This is a genomic window from Duganella sp. CF402 (genome assembly GCF_900109645.1).
Lineage (GTDB): Bacteria > Pseudomonadota > Gammaproteobacteria > Burkholderiales > Burkholderiaceae_D > Rugamonas.
In genome coordinates, this window is the sequence record NZ_FOBG01000002.1 from 538819 (window position 1) to 559487 (window position 20669).

18 protein-coding genes are annotated in these 20669 nt (G+C 64.4%); 8 read left to right on the plus strand and 10 right to left on the minus strand.

Annotated elements, in window-relative coordinates; genetic code table 11:
• The first annotated feature begins 19 nt into the window (after window positions 1-19).
• The 4 genes from BMZ70_RS20430 to BMZ70_RS20445 are packed head-to-tail and all read left to right on the plus strand — an operon-like array spanning window position 20 to window position 2446.
• Entirely contained in the window at window positions 20-274 is a 255-nt protein-coding gene (locus BMZ70_RS20430; protein WP_092278854.1) for a hypothetical protein, read from the plus strand.
• The gene (locus BMZ70_RS20435) at window positions 271-1200 is read left to right on the plus strand and encodes a sensor histidine kinase (protein WP_092278856.1); all 930 of its coding nucleotides are present in this window, start codon (window positions 271-273) and stop codon (window positions 1198-1200) included. The genes BMZ70_RS20430 and BMZ70_RS20435 overlap by 4 nt, the downstream gene beginning before the upstream one ends.
• Window positions 1197-1961, plus strand: a complete 765-nt coding sequence (locus BMZ70_RS20440) for a LytR/AlgR family response regulator transcription factor (protein ID WP_092278858.1) — start codon at window positions 1197-1199, stop codon at window positions 1959-1961. The genes BMZ70_RS20435 and BMZ70_RS20440 overlap by 4 nt, the downstream gene beginning before the upstream one ends.
• Before the next feature lie 56 nt (window positions 1962-2017).
• Entirely contained in the window at window positions 2018-2446 is a 429-nt protein-coding gene (locus BMZ70_RS20445) for a VOC family protein (RefSeq protein ID WP_092278860.1), read from the plus strand.
• Here BMZ70_RS20445 and BMZ70_RS20450 read toward each other — a convergent pair.
• From BMZ70_RS20450 to xapA, 7 genes are all read right to left on the minus strand, one after another.
• A complete protein-coding gene (locus BMZ70_RS20450) occupies window positions 2443-3663 on the minus strand; it encodes a nucleoside deaminase (protein WP_092278862.1) in 1221 nt (406 codons plus the stop codon). The two genes, BMZ70_RS20445 and BMZ70_RS20450, sit on opposite strands and share 4 nt — an antisense overlap.
• A complete protein-coding gene (locus tag BMZ70_RS20455) occupies window positions 3663-4070 on the minus strand; it encodes a cytidine deaminase (RefSeq protein WP_092278864.1) in 408 nt (135 codons plus the stop codon). The genes BMZ70_RS20450 and BMZ70_RS20455 overlap by 1 nt, the downstream gene beginning before the upstream one ends.
• Before the next feature lie 91 nt (window positions 4071-4161).
• Entirely contained in the window at window positions 4162-5487 is a 1326-nt protein-coding gene (gene deoA, locus BMZ70_RS20460) for a thymidine phosphorylase (protein WP_092278866.1), read from the minus strand.
• Window positions 5488-5610: 123 nt separating this feature from the next.
• Window positions 5611-7992 carry an aldehyde dehydrogenase family protein gene (locus BMZ70_RS20465; RefSeq protein WP_373922530.1) on the minus strand — a complete coding sequence of 794 codons (2382 nt, stop codon included), beginning with the start codon at window positions 7990-7992 and terminating at the stop codon, window positions 5611-5613.
• 19 nt (window positions 7993-8011) lie between these two features.
• Window positions 8012-8965 carry a deoxyribose-phosphate aldolase gene (gene deoC, locus BMZ70_RS20470; RefSeq protein WP_092278868.1) on the minus strand — a complete coding sequence of 318 codons (954 nt, stop codon included), beginning with the start codon at window positions 8963-8965 and terminating at the stop codon, window positions 8012-8014.
• Complete coding sequence (locus tag BMZ70_RS20475; protein WP_092278870.1) at window positions 8962-10155, minus strand: phosphopentomutase; 1194 nt, start codon at window positions 10153-10155, stop codon at window positions 8962-8964. The genes deoC and BMZ70_RS20475 overlap by 4 nt, the downstream gene beginning before the upstream one ends.
• Window positions 10156-10298: 143 nt before the next feature.
• Window positions 10299-11138, minus strand: coding sequence for a xanthosine phosphorylase (gene xapA, locus BMZ70_RS20480; RefSeq protein ID WP_092278872.1), 840 nt, complete (start codon window positions 11136-11138; stop codon window positions 10299-10301).
• Window positions 11139-11359: 221 nt separating this feature from the next.
• On the opposite strand from xapA, the gene BMZ70_RS20485 reads away from it, so the two are divergent.
• The 4 genes from BMZ70_RS20485 (at window position 11360) to BMZ70_RS20500 (ending at window position 18292) form a co-directional block, all read left to right on the plus strand.
• Window positions 11360-12490, plus strand: coding sequence for a carbohydrate kinase (locus tag BMZ70_RS20485; RefSeq protein ID WP_092278874.1), 1131 nt, complete (start codon window positions 11360-11362; stop codon window positions 12488-12490).
• Window positions 12491-12494: 4 nt separating this feature from the next.
• A complete protein-coding gene (locus BMZ70_RS20490) occupies window positions 12495-13409 on the plus strand; it encodes a pseudouridine-5'-phosphate glycosidase (protein ID WP_092278876.1) in 915 nt (304 codons plus the stop codon).
• Between the two features lie 18 nt (window positions 13410-13427).
• Window positions 13428-14327 carry a LysR family transcriptional regulator gene (locus tag BMZ70_RS20495; protein WP_092278878.1) on the plus strand — a complete coding sequence of 300 codons (900 nt, stop codon included), beginning with the start codon at window positions 13428-13430 and terminating at the stop codon, window positions 14325-14327.
• A 119-nt stretch (window positions 14328-14446) separates the two neighbouring features.
• Entirely contained in the window at window positions 14447-18292 is a 3846-nt protein-coding gene (locus tag BMZ70_RS20500; RefSeq protein ID WP_092278880.1) for an Ig-like domain-containing protein, read from the plus strand.
• On the opposite strand, the gene pcp is transcribed toward BMZ70_RS20500, so the two are convergent.
• Genes pcp through BMZ70_RS20515 form a run of 3 tightly spaced genes read right to left on the minus strand, consistent with a single transcriptional unit; the run spans window position 18289 to window position 20621 of the window.
• The gene (gene pcp, locus BMZ70_RS20505) at window positions 18289-18939 is read right to left on the minus strand and encodes a pyroglutamyl-peptidase I (protein ID WP_092278882.1); all 651 of its coding nucleotides are present in this window, start codon (window positions 18937-18939) and stop codon (window positions 18289-18291) included. The genes BMZ70_RS20500 and pcp overlap by 4 nt on opposite strands.
• Window positions 18940-18981: 42 nt before the next feature.
• Window positions 18982-19938 (minus strand): DUF979 domain-containing protein, encoded by a 957-nt coding sequence (locus tag BMZ70_RS20510; protein WP_092278884.1) that lies wholly within the window; start codon window positions 19936-19938, stop codon window positions 18982-18984.
• Complete coding sequence (locus BMZ70_RS20515) at window positions 19935-20621, minus strand: DUF969 domain-containing protein (RefSeq protein WP_092278886.1); 687 nt, start codon at window positions 20619-20621, stop codon at window positions 19935-19937. The genes BMZ70_RS20510 and BMZ70_RS20515 overlap by 4 nt, the downstream gene beginning before the upstream one ends.
• Between the last annotated feature and the right edge of the window lie 48 nt (window positions 20622-20669).

The window sequence follows — 20669 nt, forward strand, 5'->3', positions numbered from 1 at the left end:
TCATTCAAGGAGAAGCCAGATGGACAAAATCACCGCCCTGTTCAACGAACTGTTCGAAGCCTTCATGCGCACGCTGCGCTTTGGCGTCGGGCTGATTGGCCGCATGTCGCCGCAGGCACTGCTGGGCGCGGCGCTGGTGCTGGCGTTTATTTGTTCGATCCTGCCGTTGGCACTGGTGCTGTTCACGGTATTCTTGCTGCTTAAACTGGCGGTAGGCGCCTGCGTCATTGGCAAGCGCCGCCAGCGTGCTACCCCGTACAAGGACGTCGAATGAAAAAGAATCGGCTGGCCCAGGCCGGCTACAACAATGCCAAGAGCCTGCTCGACATCATCCGCGAGATCGGCGAAACCGCAGTCAGCCTGTGGTGGCATTTCTTTGACTGGCTGGCGCAGGTCGAGTGGCGCAAGCTGCTGATCATCTGGCTGCTGCTGTTGATTTTGTCGGCCTCGCTGTTCCACATCACCGAGCAGGCCTGGGGCTTCATCCTGCTGTCGCTGGCCTTGAAGGTCCTGGCCGGCGGCAAGCGCAAGGCCGAGCTGGAGGCGCGCCACGCCGAATCCCATGCGGACGAGGAAAGCATCGAACGGCGCGTGGTCGAGGCGCGCATGGCGGCGCTGCAGGCGCAGGTCGAGCCGCACTTTCTGTTCAACACCCTGGCCCTGATCGGCCAGCTGATCGAGACCGATCCGCCGCAAGCGGCGCGCATCCACCAGAACCTGATCGACTACCTGCGCGCCACCCTGCCGCAAATGCGCGCCAAGGGCGCCGGCACGCTGGGCCGGCAGATCGAAATGTCGCGCGCCTACCTGGCCATCATGCAAGCGCGCATGCGCTCGCGGCTGGCGGTGTCGATCGACGTGCCGGACGAAATGGCCAGCGCCACCTTCCCGGTGATGATGCTGCAAATCCTGATCGAGAACGCCATCAAGCACGGACTGGAACCGAAGATCGACGGCGGCCGCATCGACATTCGCGCCTCGGTCGATGGGCAGATGCTGCAGGTCGATGTGGTCGATGACGGCGTCGGCTTCAACCCGTTTTCCAGCGACGGCGTGGGCCTGGCCAATGTGCGCGAGCGCCTGCGCATCCAGTATGGCGCCCGCGCCCAGCTGGTGATTGAAGCGCCGCTGACCGGCGGCACCCGCGCCAGCATCCGCGTGCCGTACGCACCCGACATCTTTGCCGGGAGCACCAAATGAGCCGCCCTACCGCCCTCATCGCCGACGACGAAGAAGGCATGCGCCAGCAACTGCGCAGCCGTTTGCAGGACGCCTGGCCGGAACTCGACATTGTGGCCGAGGCCGTCAACGGCATCGAGGCAGTGGCGCTGGCCGGCCAGCACCAGCCGGACATTGTGTTCCTCGATATCCGCATGCCGGGCCTGTCCGGCATCGAGGCGGCGCGCATGCTGTTCAACCGCTGCCATCTGGTGTTCGTCACCGCCTACGACCAGTACGCGATTGAAGCGTTCGAGCAAGGCGCTTTGGATTACCTGCTCAAGCCGGTCGGCGGCGAACGCCTGAAGACCACCTGCGCCCGCCTGCAATCGCTGATCGGGCAGCAACCGTCCAACATCGAGCGGCAGCTGAGCCAGTTGCTGTCTCACCACAGCAAGCCGGCGGCCGCCAGGCAGGAATACCTGCGCTGGATCCAGGCCGTGGTGGGCGCCAACCTGCGCATGATCTCGACGCGCGAAGTGCTGTTCTTCCGGGCCGATGAAAAATACACGCGCGTGCAGACCGAGCAATCGGAAGTCCTGATCCGCAAGACCTTGAAGGAATTGGCGGATGAACTCGATCCGAACGAATTCTGGCGCATCCACCGATCCACGCTGGTGCGGGTGGATGCCATCGCGGAAGTCACACGTGATTTGCGCGGGCGGCAAATGGTCCGCATCCGCAACCATCCGGAACTGTTGGAAGTAAGCCGCGGCCACGCACATTTATTCCAGCAAATGTAACGTGCGCGCGGGGTGCTTGGGTCTATACTGGACAGCTTCGATCAAGGGAGGCCACGATGTCCAGCATACCCAAGCAAACACTGTGCGGCGTCATCCCGTGCTTGCGCTATCGCGACGCAACGGCCGCCATCGAATGGCTGAGCAACACGCTTGGCTTTGAAGTGCAATTCGTGGTGCCGGAAGCCGATGGCGGCGTGGCCCACGCGCAGCTCCGCTTCGGCAACAGCATGGTCATGCTGGGCTCGGCCATCGACAGCGACTACGGCCGCCTGCTGAAACAGCCGCACGAGATTGGCGGCTTCGTCACGCAAAGCGCCTATCTGGTGGTAAACGATGCGGATGTGGTGTACGGCCGCGTACTGGAAGCCGGCGGCAAGATCCTGCTGGACATCAAGGACGAAGACTACGGCGGCCGTGGCTTCACCTGCAGCGACCCCGAGGGCCACGTCTGGAGCATCGGCACCTACGACCCTTACGCTTCTTAAACCAGCGCGGAAACCAGTGCGGCATCGGCCACTTGCGTGGGGCGGATGCGGATGATGTGGCGGTAGAGGGGCGGCATGGCGGCGCAGATGGCGGCCAGATCGGCCTCCGGCAGCGAGGGCAGCACGTACTGGAATTGCGCCGGATTCTTCAGCGGCAGCGGGCCCTCCATCGTCGATCCATAAGCACCCAGATTCATGAAGCTGACCGCGCTCGCATCCGGGCCCTTGGCAAACACGAAGGTGCCGTCTTTCGGATGACCGAGGTAGTGGCGCACTTCGTTCTGCTGCTCCGGCGTGGCGCCGTTCATCAGTTTGTAGCGCAGCTGCGCATAAGCGCGCGTGGTTTCCATGAAGGCACTGCGGATGCCCGACTGTCCCATCCGTCCCGGCATGCACAGCAGCAGGTTGCCGAAGGAATCCAGCAAGGCCACAGCATCCCCCTCCCCGCCGTGCTCGCGGTCGCGCGCCATCGCTTGTTTTAAAAACGGCGCCAGGCCAGCGTCCGGCTGGTGCGGCTTGCAGCGGTAGGCCAGCGCATCCGGATACTGCTGCTTGAGCGCCGACACAATCGCGTGGCCGGCCGGCAGCGTGGCCGGATCTTTCAGCACTTCCTGCGGCAGGTCGGTATTGAACATTTCCATCACCTCGGCCGAAGTCGCCTCGAACACCAGCGAGCATAAAGCTTGCGTTGGTTCGGCGATGGTTTTGCCGATGAAAAAGGACTTCGGTGTGGCGCCGCTGGCGGCGCGCGCATACAGCGACGAGCCGAGGATGGCTGGATAACTGAAGCTGTCGCCGGCCTGCGCGCGCAGCGTTTCCGGCAGCGCGTTGAAACTGGCGCTGCTGTCGTAGTTGATGCCGGCGTTGCGGTCGGTCGCCGCCACCACCACATTAAAGCCGCCGGCCAGGATCGCACCGCTGCACATGCAGCACGGATCGAGCGAGGTGACGATGGTGATGTCCTGCGGTTCCGGCAAGGTGCGGCCCTTGGCGCGTTCGGCGTAGTACCAGTCGATGAGCTGGCGCTCGCCGTGCGCGGTCGGGTCGTAGATCAAGCCGTCCTTGACGACGTTGTTGTGCAGCGATTGCAGCACGTTGCCGTACTGGTCGAGCATCAGGCCGCCGACACCGAAAGTGCCTTGCGTCTTGGCCGCGATGGCCTCGGCCGCCGCTACCGCGACCGCCGCCTGCACATCAATCGTCTTCTTGAGCGCCATTACTTCTTCTTGAGGTCCGCGCCGCCAAAAGCGTTCGGCAACTGCGCGGCGGCGGTGGTTTCATAGATGTCGCCTTTCAGGTTGGTCAGCAGAACCGGCAGCTCGTTGCCGCCCAGTTCCAGGATCACCTGGCGGCACGCGCCGCATGGGGCGATGGGACCGTCGGTTTCGCCGATCACTACCAGCTGATCGAAATCACCCGGCCGGTAGCCGTGTGCGAGTGCGCTGAACAAGGCCGTGCGCTCGGCGCAGTTGCACAGGCCGTAGGAGGCGTTTTCCACGTTACAGCCGTGGAATACCTTGCCGTCGTTGGTCAGCAGCGCCGCGCCAACCTTGAAGTTGGAGTACGGCGCGTAAGCCTTCAAACGCGCGGCTGCGGCTTCGGCGATGAGATCAGTTTTGTTCATAGTTAGCTCCCGCAGCCGTCATTCCGGCGCTGGCCGGAATCCATGCTGAGTGTCTTGGGTCCCGGCCTTCGCCGGGACGACGCAGGTTTCGTTATGGGCGGATAGTCCGGTAGATGACTGGGTTGGCCGCAGGCGCAGCATCGGCGATCTGGTACGCCGCCTGGATTTCGCGGATGGCTTGCTCGGCCGCTTCCTGCGTGCGCGCATGCACCATCGCCAGCGGCTGGCCGGCTTCCACTTTATCGCCGAGGCCAACCAGGTCGGTCAGGCCGACCGCATAGTCGATGGCATCGGCAGCGCGGCGACGGCCGCCGCCCAGCGACACCACCGCCAAGCCGATTTCGCGGCAGTTGGCCGTTGCGGCGTAGCCCGATTTCAGCGCCGGTGCAGGCACGATAATCGGCGAGCGTTCCAGGTACTTGTCCGGATTCTGCATCAGGTCCGCAGGACCGCCCAGCGCCGTCACCATGCGGGCGAAACGCTCGGCCGCTTCGCCGCTGTCGAGCGAGGCTTGCAGCTTGGCGCGCGCTTCTTCTTCGGTCGCCGCCAGTTTGCCCAGCACCAGCATCTCGGCGCACAGCGCCAGCGTCACTTCGTGCAGGCGCGCAGGACGCGACTTGCCGGTCAGGTAGTCGATCGCGCCGCGTACTTCCACGGCGTTACCGGCGTATGGCGCCAGCGATTCGTTCATGTCGGTCAGCACGGCCGACGTCACCATGCCCGCGCCGTTGCCGACCTTGACGATGCTCTCGGCCAGCTCCACCGATTTTCCGTAGGTCGGCATGAAGGCGCCGCTGCCGACTTTGACGTCCATCGCCAGCGCATCCAGGCCTGCCGACAGTTTCTTCGACAGGATGGAGCCGGTGATCATGGCCACCGATTCCACCGTGGCCGTCACGTCGCGCACGCCGTAGAAGATCTTGTCCGACGGCGCCAGCGCCGAGGTCTGGCCGATGATGGCCACGCCGACTTCCTTCACCACCTTGCGGAACAAGGCGTTGTCCGGCACCGTGGAATAGCCGGGGATGGAGTCGAACTTGTCCAGCGTGCCGCCGGTGTGGCCGAGGCCACGGCCGGAAATCATCGGCACGTAGCCGCCGCAGGCTGCGACCATAGGGCCGAGCAGCAGCGACACCACATCGCCGACGCCGCCGGTGGAATGCTTGTCCACCACCGGGCCGTTCAGGTTGAGCGAGCGCCAGTCCAGCACATCGCCGGAATCGCGCATGGCCAGCGTGAAGGCCACACGCTCGTCCATCGTCATGTCCTTGAAGTAGACCGCCATCGCCAATGCGGCGATCTGGCTTTCGGTCACGCTGCCGTTGGTGATGCCGCCGACGAAGAACTGAATCTCTTCGGTCGACAGCACGCCGCCGTCACGCTTCTTGCGGATGATCTCTTGAGGTAAGTAAGCCATAAATTCTCCGGGAATCAAAACCCGTCATTCCGGCGAAGGCCGGAATCCAAGCAACGGTGCCGAATTCGGCAGCTCCGCATTGGATCCCGGCCTTCGCCGGGATGACGACGGGGGCGGTAGTGGTCAGACGCCGTAAGGAATCCAGATGTTCTTCACTTGCGACGCATGCGCCAGCACGGCACGGCCGCCCGCTTGCGCGGTGCTGTACCAGTCGCGGCCCTTCGCGCCGCCGACCCAGGTGCGCTTCAGCGAGGCCGCCGACAGGCGTTCCACTTCGGCGCAGCCTTCGGCCGAACCGTCGTGACGCCACACCGCATCGATATCCGAGTGGGTTGCCAGCGTGCGCGCCAGTTCATCGGCCGAACCGGTGACGATGTTGACCACACCACCCGGCAGGTCCGAAGTGTCGAACACTTGATACAGGTCGGTGGCCGACAGCGGATGCGCTTCCGACGGCACCGCCACCACGCGGTTGCCCAGCGCGATAGCCGGGGCCACCAACGAGATGAAGCCCAGCAGCGGCGCTTCGTTCGGGCACACGATGCCGATAACGCCCAGTGGTTCGTTCAGCGCCACGGTAATGCCGTGCATCGGCGGCTGGTGCGCCAGGCCGTCGTACTTGTCGGCCCATGCAGCCCAGTAGAACAGGCGTTCGATCGAGGCTTGCACTTCCTTCTCGGCGTTTTTCGAACCGGTCATGGCGGCGATGCGGGCCGCGAATTCCTCGCCGCGTGCGGCCAGGTTTTCAGCAATGTAGTACAGCACCTGCGCGCGGTTGTGCGCAGTGGCCTTGGTCCAGCCGGTGGCCTTGTGCGCAGCTTCAACGGCGTTGCGGATGTCCTTGCGGTTACCCTCGCCCACTTCGGCGATGAAGGAACCGTCGGCGCCGTGAATCGCGCGGCTGTAGGCGCCATCAGGGCGCGCCTGTTTGCCACCGATGTACAGCTTGGCGGTGCGGTCGATGGCGAACGCGCCCGCTGCCGGAACGGCAGCTTTCGTTTTCGCCTTCTGCTCAACGACAGGAGCCGCAGGACGCGCATCTTCCGACAGCGCGGTCAGGTATTCGTACATGCCTTCGCGGCCGCCTTCACGGCCGTAGCCGGATTCGCGGTAGCCGCCGAAGCCGCAAGCGGCGTCGAACTGGTTGGCGGTGTTAATCCACACCACGCCAGCCTTGATCGCCGGTGCGACGTCCAGCGCCAGCGAGATGTTCTCGGTCCACACGCAAGCGGCCAGGCCGTACACGGTGTTGTTCGCCAGTTGCACGGCTTCCGGTGGGGTGCGGAAGCTCATCGCCACCAGTACTGGGCCAAAGATTTCAGCCTGCGCCACGGCAGCGGCAGTCGATGCGCCGGTGATCAGGGTTGGCGGGAACCACGAGCCGTCGGCCGGCAGTTCGCATGCTGGCTGGTACACGGTGCAACCTTCGTCGCGTGCCGACTGCACCAGGCCCTCAATGCGCTGCTTCTGCACTGGATCAACCAGCGCGCCGATGTCCATCGATTTATCCAGTGGCGAACCGAGGGTCAGCTTATCCATGCGGGCGCGCAGCTTGGCGAGGAATTTCTCCTGCACCGATTCCTGCACCAGCAGGCGCGAACCTGCGCAGCAAACCTGGCCCTGGTTGAACCAGATCGAATCGACCAGGCCTTCAACGGCGGCGTCCAGGTCTGCATCTTCAAACACGATGAACGGCGATTTGCCGCCTAGTTCCAGCGACAGCTTCTTGCCACTGCCTGCCGACGCTTCGCGAATCAGGCGGCCCACTTCGGTCGAACCGGTGAAGGCCAGCTTGTCGATGCCTTCGTGCTTGACGATGGCTTCGCCCACGCGGCCGTCGCCGGTGACGATGTTGACCACACCAGCAGGCACGCCAGCTTGTACGCAGATATCAGCGAACAGCATTGCGGTCAGCGAGGTGAATTCGGCTGGTTTGAAGACGACAGTGTTACCAGCAGCCAGCGCAGGTGCGATTTTCCACGCCAGCATCAGCAGCGGGAAGTTCCACGGCACGATCTGGCCGACCACGCCGACAGCGCGGTAGTCCGAGAATTCTTCGGCTTGTAGTTGCGCCCAGCCGGCGTGATAGTAGAAGTGACGTGCCACCAGCGGCAGGTCGACGTCGCGGGTTTCGCGGATGGTCTTGCCGTTGTCCAGCGTTTCCAGCACGGCGAACAGGCGTGCGTGCTTTTGCATCAAGCGCGCGATCGAGTACATGATCTTGGCGCGGCCATGACCGCCCAGCGCCTGCCAGCCCGGCTGCGCGGCGCGTGCGGCGGCGACAGCGCGGTCCACATCGGCGGCGGTGCCCTGGGTCAGGTCGGCCAGCTTGGCGCCGTTGGCCGGGTTGATGGAGTCGAACAGCTCACCGGCTGCGCTCCACTCGTTGTTGATGAACAGGCCGAATTGGCGGCCGCGCTGCTCCAGCCACGCTTGCGCTTCTTTGGTGCTTTCCGGTGCTGGGCCGTATTCCATAGTGTTCAGGATCTCTTTGATGGTTGGCATGACAGTGTCCGTATTCTTCTTAAGGTTGCGCGTGGCGATGAGCGGCCGAGTAGTTACCGGTCACGTAGTGTTCCAGCTGGCGTTCGATGTCGGTCAGCAGGCTCGATGCACCGATGCGGAACAAGTGAGGCTCCAGCCACTCATTGCCCAGTTCTTCCTTCATCAGGGTCAGGTACTGCAGCGCGGCCTTGGCCGTGCCGACGCCGCCCGCTGGCTTGTAGCCGATCTTGAAGCCGGTCTGCTCGTGATACTCGCGGATCGCACGCACCATCGTCAGCGACACAGGAATGGTGGCGTTGACCGGCTCTTTGCCGGTCGAGGTCTTGATGAAGTCCGCGCCGGCCATCATGCATACCCACGATGCCTTGGCCACGTTTTCCAGCGTGACCAGTTCACCGGTCGCCAGAATCGCTTTCACGTGCGCTTCGCCGCAAGCCTTGCGGTAAGCCACCATCTCGTCGTACAGCGCTTGCCAGTTGCCGGTCAGGACGTGCTGGCGGGTGATGACGATATCGATTTCGGTTGCGCCGGCGGCCACCGACAATTCGATCTCGCGCACCTTGGTTTCCATGCTGGTCAGGCCGGCCGGGAAGCCGGTCGACACGGCGGCGATAGGCAGGCGGCCTTGCAGCACTTCCACCGCAGGCTTGATCATCTCGTGGTAAACGCACACCGCGCCGGTGGCCAGGTTGTAGTCCTGCAGACCCAGTGCTTCCACCAGATCGGCGCGCAGCGGACGCAGCGCCTTGCGGCACAGGCGTTCCACGCGGCCCGGCGTATCGTCGCCCGACAGCGTGGTCAGGTCGATCAGGCCGATGGCCTTGACCAGCCATGCGGCCTGGTATTCCTTCTTCACCGTGCGGCGGTTCGCCAGGCTGGCGGCGCGGCGGTCGGCGGCAGATTTGTTGACGTGGATGTGGTTAATCCAGCTCAGGTCCAGTGGGACCGCTACATTGCGCTTGAAGTCGCTCATAACAGATTGGTTCCGTTCGAAAGTGGCTTGACGCCAAGGTGATGGGCCAGCGTCTGGCCGATGTCGGAGAAGGTTTCGGAGATGCCCAGCGATTGCGGCTTCACATTCGGGCCGAAGAAAATCATCGGGATGTGTTCACGCGTGTGGTCGGAGCCCGGCCAGGTTGGATCGCAGCCGTGATCGGCGGTGATGACCACCAGGTCGTCCTGCTGCAGCTTGGCGATGAACTCCGGCAGGCGCGCATCCATTTCGTGCAGCGCGTTGGAGTAGCCGTTGACGTCGCGGCGGTGGCCGAAGGCCTGGTCGAAGTCGACGAAGTTCACGAAGGTCAGCGACTTGTCGCCCGCTTCGTCGGCCACTTTCAGCAGCGCGTCGAACAGCGCCATATTGTCCTTGCCCTTCACCACGCGCGATACGCCTTGCGCCGCGAAGATGTCGCTGATCTTGCCCAGCGCGATGACTTCGCCGCCATCGTTCTTCACGTGGTCCAGCAGCGTCGGCGCCGGCGGCGCGACAGCGTAATCGTGACGGTTGGTGGTGCGGGTGTAGTTGCCGTTGGCACCGAGGAAGGGACGCGCGATCACGCGGCCGATGTTGTACGGCTCAACCAGTTTGAAGGCGATCTCGCACACTTCGTACAGGCGTTCAAGGCCGAACGATTCTTCGTGCGCGGCGATTTGCAGCACCGAGTCGGCGGAGGTGTAGATAATGGGCTTGCCGCTGGCGACGTGTTCATCACCGTGCTTGTTGATGATCTCCGTGCCCGATGCGTGGCAGTCGCCGAGGAAGCCCGGTACGCCGGTCAGCTCTTGCAGCTTGCGGGTCAGCTCCGCCGGGAACGACGGCACGGTTTTCGGGAAGTAGCCCCAGTCGAATTCCACCGGCACGCCGGCGATTTCCCAGTGGCCGGACTGGGTGTCCTTGCCGGTCGAGCGTTCGCGCGCGGCGCCGTAGGCGGCGGTGAAGCCTTCGCGCTGGTTGAAGCCGGCGGCCCACTGGCCGCTGGCCAGATGCGCGGCGGCGGTCAGGCCGAGGCCTTCCATGATCGGCAGCGACATCGGCTTGCCGCTTTTGGCGACTTGCTCGGCGATGTGGCCGAAGGTATTGGCGCCGGCGTCGTGGTACTTCGCCGCGTCGGGCGTGGCGCCCAGGCCAAACGAATCGAGCAGCAGGATAAATGCGCGTTTCATAACGAACTCCATTTCCGCCCGTCGTCGTCCCGGCGCAGGCCGGGATCCAAGAACGCAGGACAGCAAGCGAAGCTTGGATCCCGGCCTGCGCCGGGATGACGGGGGCTAACAAAAAAGGGCGGCATCGCCGCCCCTTGAACATTTTACGCTTGCGGCGTTTTCGCCACGTTGCCGAGGAAGCCCAGGATCACTTCCACCAGCGAAGTCGCTGCAACGGCAGCGTACTTCAGGGTTTGTTCATGCGACAGAGGGAACGGCGACAGGCCTTCCGCCAGGTTGGTGATGGCCGATACGCCCACCACTTTCAAACCGCAGTGACGGGCCGACACCACTTCCGGCACCACCGACATGCCCACCACGTCCGCGCCCAGCGTCTTGAACGCGCGGATTTCCGCAGGCGTTTCAAAGTTAGGACCAGCGTAGGCGATGTACACGCCTTCGTGCAGGGTGACGTTCTTCTCTTTGGCCGACGCTTGCAGCAGCGCGCGCAATTCAGCATCGTAGGCGTTGGCCATGCTGAAGAAGCGCGGGCCGAAGCGTTCGTCGTTCGGGCCCATCATCGGGGTGCCCGGCAGGAAGTTGATATGGTCGGTCAGCGCCACCAGCGAACCGGCGTCCACTTCAGTGCGCAGCGAACCGGCGGCGTTGGTCACGAACAGCATTTCGCAGCCCAGCAGCTTCATGGTGCGCACGGCGCTGGTCATCACGCCCAGGCCGTAGCCTTCGTAGACGTGGCCGCGGCCCTTCATGCACACTACCTGCACGCCGGCCAGGGTGCCGATCACCAGTTCGCCGGCATGGCCGTGCACGGTGGAGATCGGGAAGCCCGGCAGCTGGTCGTAGCTGATGGTGATCGCGTCGGTCATCTGTTCCGCCAGCACGCCCAGGCCCGAACCGAGGATCATCGCCACGCGCGGCTTGAAGCCAGCAGGAAGGCGGGAGCGAATAATGTCAGCGGCCTGGAATGGGGAATTGTTAGACATGGAAATCCTCTGATTTTTGATGTGGCTGGGGAAGCTGACACTATGCATCATGGTACATATGTATGACAAATACCATTTTTCTTCGCCATTTATACAAAACTTATATAAATAAGGCGTATTATAAAGCGAGGCAAACTTAGCCGCCGCCGCGTGTTTGACTACGGAAGAACAAATGTTTACCATGATGAACAAATGTTTTGCATGTCTCTAAAGGCACTACCGTGACCGACCCCTCCAAAAAGGAACAGCTCTACCAGCTGATCCGCGCCAACCCCTTCATCTCCCAGCAAGACCTGGCGGTGGAGCTACGCCTGTCGCGCTCGGCCGTGGCCGGGCATATCGCCGGTTTGATCCGCGAACGCCGCCTGCTGGGCCGCGCCTATGTGCTGCCGGATAAAAGCCCGGTGATGTGCATCGGCGCCGCCAATCTGGACCGCAAGCTGCGCACCATCGCCGCCATGCAGCTGGGCACCTCCAATCCCGCGACCGCAGAAGAAGTGTACGGCGGCGTGGCGCGCAACATCGCCGAAAACCTGGCCCGCCTGAACCTGCCGACATCGCTGCTGACCGCCGTCGGCGACGACGCCGCCGGCCGCAGCCTGCAAGACCACGCCGAACAGGCCGGCATCGACACGCGCGGCAGCCTCAAGCTGCAAGATGCCGCCACCGGCACCTACACCGCCATCCTCGACGACCAGGGCGAGCTGGTGGTGGCGCTGGCCGACATGGCGCTGTACGACCGCATCACGCCCGACTTCCTGGCCAGCCGCGCGCCGCAACGCGCGGCCGCCGCCATCACCGTGGCCGACCTCAACCTGCCGGCCGACTCCATCGCCCTGCTGCTCGAGAGCGCGCGCAGCGACAAGCTGCCGCTGGTGATCGTGGCGGTGTCGCAGCCGAAGATGGCGCGCCTGCCGCACGACCTGAACGGCCTGCGCCTGCTGATCCTGAATCGCGGCGAACTGGAAACCCGCGCCGGCCGCGCCCTGCCGACCGAAGCCGATGTGCGCGCCGCCTGCCGCGAGGTGCAGGAGCAAGGCGCGCAGGATGTCATCGTCACCTGCGGCAGCCAGGGCGTGTACCACACCCGCAGCGGCGAACTCATCTGGCTGGCCGCGCACCAGGTGGAGGTGGTGGACGTCACCGGCGCCGGCGACGCCTTCTCGGCCGCCGTCTGCTGGTCGCTCTACCAGGGCAGCGACGATTTGACGCTGGCCTGCCGCCGTGGCCTGAAGGTGGCCGCGATGACGCTGGAAAGCGCGGAGACGGTATCGCCCCTGCTGGCCGCCGACATCCTCGACGAAATACACGACTTTGATATGACAGCGCCGCTGTTCCCGAATAAAGGATAAAACCATGCACCAATACCTGTTGTTCTCGCCGGAAGTGGCCGCCGCCCGCGCCGCCGGCAAACCTGTCGTCGCACTGGAATCGACCATCATCTCGCACGGCATGCCGTATCCGCAAAACGTGCAGATGGCGCGTGAAGTGGAACAAATCATCCGCGACGGCGGCGCCGTGCCGGCCACCATCGCCATCATCGGCGGCAAGATCTGCATCGGCCTGTCGGACGAGCAGCTCGAACTGCTGGGCACTTCCACCGATGCGATCAAGGTCAGCCGCCGCGACCTGCCGTTCGTGCTGGCACAGAACAAGCTGGGCGCCACCACCGTGGCTGCCACCATGATCTGCGCCGAACTGGCCGGCATCCAGGTGTTTGTCACCGGCGGCATCGGCGGTGTGCATCGTGGCGCCGAGACCAGCTTCGACATCTCGGCCGACTTGCAGGAGCTGGCGCACACCTCGGTGGCCGTGGTGTGTGCGGGCGTGAAGTCGATCCTCGATATCGGCCTGACGCTGGAATACCTCGAGACTCACGGCGTGCCGGTGGTGAGCGTCGGCCAGCGCGGCTTCCCTGCTTTCTTTACGCGCGAGAGCGGCTTCAACGCCGACTTCCAGCTCGACACGCCGGCCGAACAGGCGGCCTTCATCCACACCAAGTGGCAGCTCGGCCTGAAGGGCGGCGTGGTGGTCAGCAATCCGGTGCCGGCCGCAGAAGCGATGCCGAAAGAGGAAATCGACCGCATCACCGAACAGGCCTTACAGGAAGCCGATCAGCAAGGCGTCACTGGCAAGAACGTGACGCCGTTCCTGCTGGCGCGCATCAAGGCGCTGACCGAGGGCCGCAGCCTGGCCACCAACATCGCGCTGGTGAAGAACAACGCCCGCTGCGGCGCCGCGCTGGCGGTCGCCATGCACGCCACGCACTAACTACGCAAAGCCTTCGCCATGTCCATCGATCTGAAACAACTGAAGTACTTCCTCGCCGTCGCTGAAGAGAAAAGTTTCAGCCGCGCCGCCGAACGTCTGCACATTTCGCAGCCGCCGCTGAGCCAGCAGATCATGAAGCTCGAAAATGAACTCGGCGTGAAGCTGTTCGCCCGTACCACCCGCACCTTCGAGCTGACCGTGGCCGGCAAGGCGCTGATGTCCGAAGCGGCCGAGCTGCTGGGCAAGATGCGCATGACCATCGACACCATCCGCCAGATCGATCGCGGCGAAGTGGGCCGGCTGCGGGTGGGCATCGTCGGCTCGGCGATGTGGGGGCCGATCCCCAGCCTGCTCGAAGAGTTCCAGACCAAGTTCCCGCGCGTGACCTGGACCATCCACGAACTGGGCCCGACCCTGCAGTACGAAGCGCTGCGCGCCAAGCAGATCGACGTCGGCTTCTGGCGCGAGCCCAAGCTCAACGAGGACGACCTGAAGAACGACAACCTGCGCCAGGAACTATGCTTCCGCGAAGATGTTTGCGTGGCCATCAACGAGCACCACCCGCTGGCCAAGCAGGACGCCATCGAGCTGATCGACATCGCCGACGAGCCGATGCTGACGCTGGCGCTCGACAAGTCCTCGTTCCCGCGCTACCTGATCCAGTGCTGTGTGAACGCCGGCTTCCAGCCGACCATATTCCAGGAAGCGTCCGAGCCGCAAACCCTGCTGGCGATGGTGGGCGCCGGCCTGGGCGTGACGCTGATCCCGGAAACGACCGGCCGCATCGGCTGGCCCGGCGTGGTGTTCCTGCCGATCCGCACTAACCCGCCCTCGGCCAACCTGTACATCAGCTACGCCACCACCGACGACGCGCCGGTGGTGCGCGCCTTCCTCAACATTTTGAACCCGGCAGGCTAGCAAGCAAGTAGTAAACTTGGCAACTATTTTTTGCAAATAACATTTACATGTGGCAATATCTTCCAAAGTTAATAACTTTTCTGATTTGCTAACCGCCACTTGCACAGGGAGCGCGCCACATGTCCACGTCCAACGATCCATCCCATCCCGCCATCAGCACCCAGAACCGCCTGACGATCAGCGGCCACGCAGAACCCGGCGCTTACGTCGCCTTGTACGCCGGGGATGACATGGTCGGCCTTGCCGTCACCGATGCCACCGGCCTCTGGAGCACCACCACCGACAAGCTGGCCGATGGCCTGCACAGCATCTCCGCCATCGCCACCGACGTGGCCGGCAATATCTCGGTGCGCTCGGACATGCTCTACGTCGACATCACCGCCTCGGCCGACGCCGCGCCCAAATCGGAGATTGCCGCGCCGCTCGAGGTGGATCTGGGCTTCGACACCGACACCGGCGCCTCCAGCACCGACCACGTGACCAACATCGCGCTGCCGGTGTACGTCGGCCAGGTCAAGCCGGGGTCGTTCGTGGAACTGGTGATCGATGGCGTCCGGGGCAAGTTCGGCTCGCCGGTCGACGCCGACGGCAACTGGACGGCGCGCGGCGAACTCCTGAGCGAAGGCGTGCACACCATCAGCATCATCGAGCACGACAGCGACGGCAACACCTCGGCGCCATCGACGCCGATGCAGATCACCATCGACACCACCAAGCCGCTGCCGTCCAGCGTGGCGCTGGCCAGCGGCCAGGCCGTGAGCTACACCGCCACGCCGGAAATCACCGGCACCGCCGAAGCCGGCGCGCAGATCGTGGTCTACGACTCGGACTACTTCCTGGGCAACACCATGATCGGCACCGCCGTGGCCGACAGCAACGGCCACTGGAGCCTCGTGCCATCCAAGTCGCTGGCCGACGGCCAGCACAAGATCCTCGTAGAGTCCATCGACCTGGCGGGAAACTACAGCTTTGCCAACGCGCTGACGTTCAACATCGACACCAACGCGCCTAAACTGGTCTACGAATCGGATAGCGGCCTCGGCTACGATCAGACCACCAACCACACCAAGCCCAGCATCTACGGCAAGGCTGCGGCCGGCACCAGCGTGGTGCTGTACGACGGTGCGGATGTCATCGGCACCGGCGTGACCGGCGCCGACGGCATCTGGACCATCACCTCGACCAAGCTGCTGGCCGACGGCCAGCACCAGCTGGTGGCCCAGTTCACCGACAGCAATGGCAACGCCCTGCCGGCATCGGGCACGCTGGAACTGACCATCGATACCAAGGCACCGGCGACCGCTGCCGTCAAGCCGGCGCTGGATGCGCGCGACGACCACGGCAGTTCCGACAGCGACCAGATCACCAACGTCAGCACGCTGACCATCTTCGGCAACACCGAGAATGACCACTACGCCGTCGTCCATGTGTACGTGGACGGCGTCGAGCAATACCTGCAGGCGTCGGTGGCCGAAAATGGCGATTGGGGCGCGGTCCTGTACGACCTGAGTGATGGCGTCCACCACATCACCGTCGCCACCGAAGACCAGGCAGGCAACTTCAGCGGCCGTTCGCCGGAGACCATCATCACCGTCGATACCAAGGCGCCCAACGCGCCGTCCGCGCCGAAGCTCGACTCCAGCGCCAACGCCACGCCGCGCCTGACCGGCAAGGCCGAAGCCGGCGCCACCATCACGCTGTACGACGGCGCCACCGCCGTCGGCAGCACCGTGGCCGACAGCAAGGGCGCATGGAGCATTACCGCCAGCACGCTGGCCGACGGCAAGCACAGCTTCACCGTCACCGCCACGGACGTGGCAGGCAATACCTCGAAAGCCTCGGCCGCGCTCAGCGTGACCACCGATGGCACGGCCGACGCCGCCCCGATCGCGCTCGACCTGCTCACTGCTGCCGACAAGGGCGCGTCGAACAGCGACAACCTGACCAGCCTGGCCACGCCAACCATCAGCGGCAAGGCGGCGGCCGGCAGCACGGTGCTGCTGTTTGACGGCGCCACGCAAGTCGGCAAGGCCGTCGCCAACAGCAGCGGTGCGTGGAACATCACCAGCAGCAAGCTGGCCGATGGCGTCCACCATTTGACGGCGGTATCGCAGGATGCCGTCGGCAATCAGTCCGCTGCGTCCGACGAACTGGTGGTCACCATTGACACCGCGCTGCCGGATGTCGGCGCGCCGGTGCTCGATCCGCTGTCCGACAGCGGCCGCTCGAACAGCGATGGCGTCACCAAGGTCACCACGCCGCACCTGAGCGGCACCGCCGAAGCCGGCGCCACCGTGACCGTGTATGACGGCGGCGCCGTCATCGGCACCGCCGTGGCCGATGACCACGGCGCCTGGAGCATCACCAGCAAGGCGCTGGCAGCGGGCACGCACAACCTCACCGCCAAGGCCACCGACGCGGCCGGCAATGTGTCGAACGCCTCGGCGGCGCTGGCCATTACGGTGGACGTCAAGGCGCCAGCCGTACCGGCCTCGCTGGACCTGGCGGCCGCCGCCGACAGCGGCGCGTCCACCACCGACAATCTCACCAGCGTCACCCAGCCGGTGGTGTCGGGCAAGGCCGAGGCCAACGCCATCGTCGCGCTGTACGACGGCGCCACCCTGCTGGGCACGACCATCGCCGACAAGAACGGCGCGTGGAGCATCACTTCCAGCGAAACACTGGCCGACGGCGTGCACAGCCTGACGGCTACCGCCACCGATGTCGCCGGCAATGTGTCGCTGGCCTCGTCCGCGCTCAAGGTCACCATCGACACCACCACCGCTGCGCCATCCGCGCTGGATCTGGCGGCCACGTCCGATAAAGGTGCATCCAATACCGACAACATCACCAACGTGACCGCGCCGGTCATCACCGGCAAGGCCGAAGCCGGCGCCACCGTCACGCTGTACGACGGCGACACCGTGGTGGGCAAGGCTACCGCCAACAGCAGCGGCGTGTGGAGCATCACCAGCAGCAAGCTGGCCGACGCCGAGCATCACCTGACGGCCAAGGCGACTGATGCGGCGGGCAATGTCTCGCAAGCCTCGGCGGAACTGGCAGTCACCATCGACACCAAGGCGGTGGTGGTGGCGGCTGCGCCGCTGCTGGATGCGCAGTCCGACAGCGGCCGCTCGCAAAGCGACGGCGTCACCAACATCGCCACGCCGAAAGTCAGCGGCGTGACCGAGGCTGGCGCCAGCGTCGCGCTGTACGACGGCAACATGCTGGTCGGCACCGGGCTGGCCGGCGACGACGGCGCATGGAGCATCACCTCCAAGACCTTGTCGGCAGGCGCGCACAAGCTGACGGTGAAGGTGACCGACATCGCCGGTAATATCTCCGCCGCCTCGCCGGTGCTGGCGCTGACCGTGGATAACAAGGCGCCGAACGTGCCGACCGCGCTGGACCTGCTGGCGATTCTCGACAGCGGCGCCTCCAACAGCGACAACAAGACCGCCATCACCACGCCTACCATCACCGGCAAGGCCGAGGCCAGCGCCATCGTCGCGCTGTACGACGGCGACACGCTGCTGGGCACCACCCTTGCCGACAACAACGGCGCATGGAAGATCACTTCGGCGGTGTCGCTGGCGAACGGCGCGCACAGCCTGACGGCCAAGGCGACTGACGTGGCGGGGAATGTGTCGCAGGCTTCGAGCGCGCTCAATCTGGTGATCGACCCTACGGCGACCGGCCTGTCGTTGGCCGGCACCAACGCGGCCGACAACTTCGTGCTGAACAGCCAGGCCGGCGCGATCAAGATCAGTGCTTTCTCGGCCACCGGTGGCGACCATTTGCTGCTGGCGCACGACTACAACGGCCTGTCGCTGGACAGCGCCGCCGACGTGCTGGCGCTCGGCCACGTGGATGGGAAAAACTTCGTGATCGACCTCGGCGCCGGTCACGAGGTCACGCTGGTTGGCGTCACCTCGCTGGCCGAGTCGGCGATCCTGTTCGTTTAGTGAGTCAGTCCGCCCGCCTCGCGCAAATCAACGGTGTGCGCGAGCGTGGTGCGGACGGCGATGCGCAGTCCTTCCACCACGTCCTCCAGCTTCATGCTGGCGAAGCCCGGATGCTGCGCCGCCTGCTGCGGCAAGTAAGGAATGTGTATGAAGCCGGCGCGCATGGTGGTGCCCCACTCGTGCGCCTGGTGCATCAAGCCGTAGAACACGTGGTTGCACACAAAGGTGCCGGCCGTCTGCGACACCGACGCCGGCAGGCCCGCTTCGCGCAGCTCGTGCACGATGGCCTTGATCGGCAAAGTGGAGAAGTAAGCGGCCGGTCCGCCGTTCACAATCGGCTGGTCGACGATCTGGCGTTGCTGGTTGTCCGGGACAGGCGCGTCATCGACGTTGATGGCGATGCGCTCCACCGAGATATCGACACGGCCGCCGGCCTGGCCGACCGCGATCACGATACTCGGCTGCAGTTCCTCCACCGCTTGATGCAGCACCTTGAGCGCGTGGCCGAACACCACCGGCAGCTGGCGCACATGCACCGCGAACTCTCCCTCGTGCCAGCCGTCGAGTTGACGCACGGCTTCCCACGAGGGATTAATGGTCTCCTTGTTGAACGGTTCGAAGCCCGTTAACAATATTATCTTTTTCATCTCGACCGCTCCACTTCTGATGCCTGTAACTGCGGAAGCGTCTCACATATTCATCAAAAAATAAAGCAGCGAAATATTTACTAACAATAGTGGCAACGCAGTCCCCACTTGCATCTTTACTACCGCGTTCTTGTCCGGCAGCTCCAGCAGCGCGGCCGGCACGATGTTGAAATTGGCCGCCATCGGCGTCATCAACGTGCCGCAGTAAGCGCTGAACATGCCGATCGCCGCCATCACCGCCGGGTTGGCGTGGTAGACGCCGACCAGCACCGGGATGCCGACGCCGCCCGCCATCACAGGGAAAGCGGCAAAGCCATTGCCCATGATGATGGTGAACAGCGCCATGCCGATGCAGTACACGGCCACCGCCACCAAACGGATATCCATGTTGATGTAGGACGTGACCACGTGCGCCACCGCCTTGCCCATGCCGGCTTCGGTGAACAGCAGGCCCAGTACCGCCAGCATGTGCGGCAGCACCACCGCCCAGCCCAGATGGTCGATCAGGCGGCGCGATTCGCGCATCGCCTGCAGCGGCGTGGAGCGCGTCAGCCAGCATGCGGTGGCGACCGCGAACAGCGAGCCGCAGCCAAGGCTGACCAGCGTCAGGTTTTTGGGATCGAGCAGGAACAGCCCATCCCACTTGATGTCCTTGAACAGCGTGGAGCCGATCACGGTGGTGACGGGGATCAGCAGCGCGGGAATCAGCAGCTTGTGACCTAACCGCTGCGCGCTGCCGCGACGCTCTTCGTCGCTGCGGTCGCCGTAGCGGCCCAGTGTGACGCCGCCGAAGCCGGCGATCAGCGCCATCACCACCATCAGCACACCGGCGGCGATGGGCGGCAACTGCTCACCCGCCAGATAGATCACCGCGTACAAGGCCCAGAACAAGGCGCTGCTGTAGCGCTTGGGATTGTGCTGGTCGCGCAGCGCCATCCACGCCACCATCAACAACATGGCGCCGAGCACGTAGTAGAAGTAATCGAGTTTGAGGATCATTTTGCACTCCGCGCAATCTGTCCATCAAGACGGTACAAGCGCCACGAGTGGATGATGAACGCGCACACCGCAGTTGGTATGCCCCACAAGGCCATGTGCAGCGGATCGACGTCCACCCCTTCGCCGTGCAGGATGGTTTGCATCAGCACGATGGCGCCAAACGCCACGAAGATATCCTCGCCGAAGAACAGACCGACATTATCAGTAGCCGCCGCCATCGCGCGGATGCGGTAGCGCATTTCCTGCGGCACGTTCGGGTAGCGCACTTCGGCCGCGCCCTCCGCCATCGGTGCGATCAGCGGGCGCACCATATTCGGGTGGCCGCCGATGCTGGTCAGGCCGAACGCGGCGCTCACTTCGCGAATGGCGAGATAGACGATCAGCAGGCGCCCGGTGGTGGCCGAGCGGATGCGCGCGATGGAAGCCTGCGCATGCTCGCGCAAGCCATGCCGCTCGAGCAGGCCGATGGCGGCGATCGGCAGCAGCAGAATCAATGGCAGGTTGCGCGTCTTGATGAAGGCCGCGCCCAAGGTGGCCAGTAGTTGGTCGACCGGCATCGCCGCAGCGATGCCGGTGACGGCGCAGGCGGCGATCACCACCAGCACCGGATGCGCGCGCAGCGCGAAGCCGGCAATGATGACGGCCACGCCCAGCAGCGGCCACAGATTAACGGTGTGATGCACGAGCAGTCTCCCAATGTGAAAATCCCCGCACGCCTTTCGGCGGTGCGG

Excerpts from the sequence above, each read along its gene's own strand:
- pcp (WP_092278882.1), bottom strand. The coding sequence starts at position 18,939 with ATGAAAAAGATAATATTGTTAACGGGCTTCGAACCGTTCAACAAGGAG.
- BMZ70_RS20510 (WP_092278884.1), bottom strand. The coding sequence starts at position 19,938 with ATGATCCTCAAACTCGATTACTTCTACTACGTGCTCGGCGCCATGTTG.
- BMZ70_RS20455 (WP_092278864.1), bottom strand. The coding sequence starts at position 4,070 with ATGAACAAAACTGATCTCATCGCCGAAGCCGCAGCCGCGCGTTTGAAG.
- BMZ70_RS20495 (WP_092278878.1), top strand. The coding sequence starts at position 13,428 with ATGTCCATCGATCTGAAACAACTGAAGTACTTCCTCGCCGTCGCTGAA.
- BMZ70_RS20430 (WP_092278854.1), top strand. The coding sequence starts at position 20 with ATGGACAAAATCACCGCCCTGTTCAACGAACTGTTCGAAGCCTTCATG.
- deoA (WP_092278866.1), bottom strand. The coding sequence starts at position 5,487 with ATGGCTTACTTACCTCAAGAGATCATCCGCAAGAAGCGTGACGGCGGC.
- BMZ70_RS20440 (WP_092278858.1), top strand. The coding sequence starts at position 1,197 with ATGAGCCGCCCTACCGCCCTCATCGCCGACGACGAAGAAGGCATGCGC.
- BMZ70_RS20445 (WP_092278860.1), top strand. The coding sequence starts at position 2,018 with ATGTCCAGCATACCCAAGCAAACACTGTGCGGCGTCATCCCGTGCTTG.
- BMZ70_RS20490 (WP_092278876.1), top strand. The coding sequence starts at position 12,495 with ATGCACCAATACCTGTTGTTCTCGCCGGAAGTGGCCGCCGCCCGCGCC.
- BMZ70_RS20435 (WP_092278856.1), top strand. The coding sequence starts at position 271 with ATGAAAAAGAATCGGCTGGCCCAGGCCGGCTACAACAATGCCAAGAGC.
- deoC (WP_092278868.1), bottom strand. The coding sequence starts at position 8,965 with ATGAGCGACTTCAAGCGCAATGTAGCGGTCCCACTGGACCTGAGCTGG.
- BMZ70_RS20450 (WP_092278862.1), bottom strand. The coding sequence starts at position 3,663 with ATGGCGCTCAAGAAGACGATTGATGTGCAGGCGGCGGTCGCGGTAGCG.
- BMZ70_RS20465 (WP_373922530.1), bottom strand. The coding sequence starts at position 7,992 with ATGCCAACCATCAAAGAGATCCTGAACACTATGGAATACGGCCCAGCA.
- BMZ70_RS20500 (WP_092278880.1), top strand. The coding sequence starts at position 14,447 with ATGTCCACGTCCAACGATCCATCCCATCCCGCCATCAGCACCCAGAAC.
- xapA (WP_092278872.1), bottom strand. The coding sequence starts at position 11,138 with ATGTCTAACAATTCCCCATTCCAGGCCGCTGACATTATTCGCTCCCGC.
- BMZ70_RS20475 (WP_092278870.1), bottom strand. The coding sequence starts at position 10,155 with ATGAAACGCGCATTTATCCTGCTGCTCGATTCGTTTGGCCTGGGCGCC.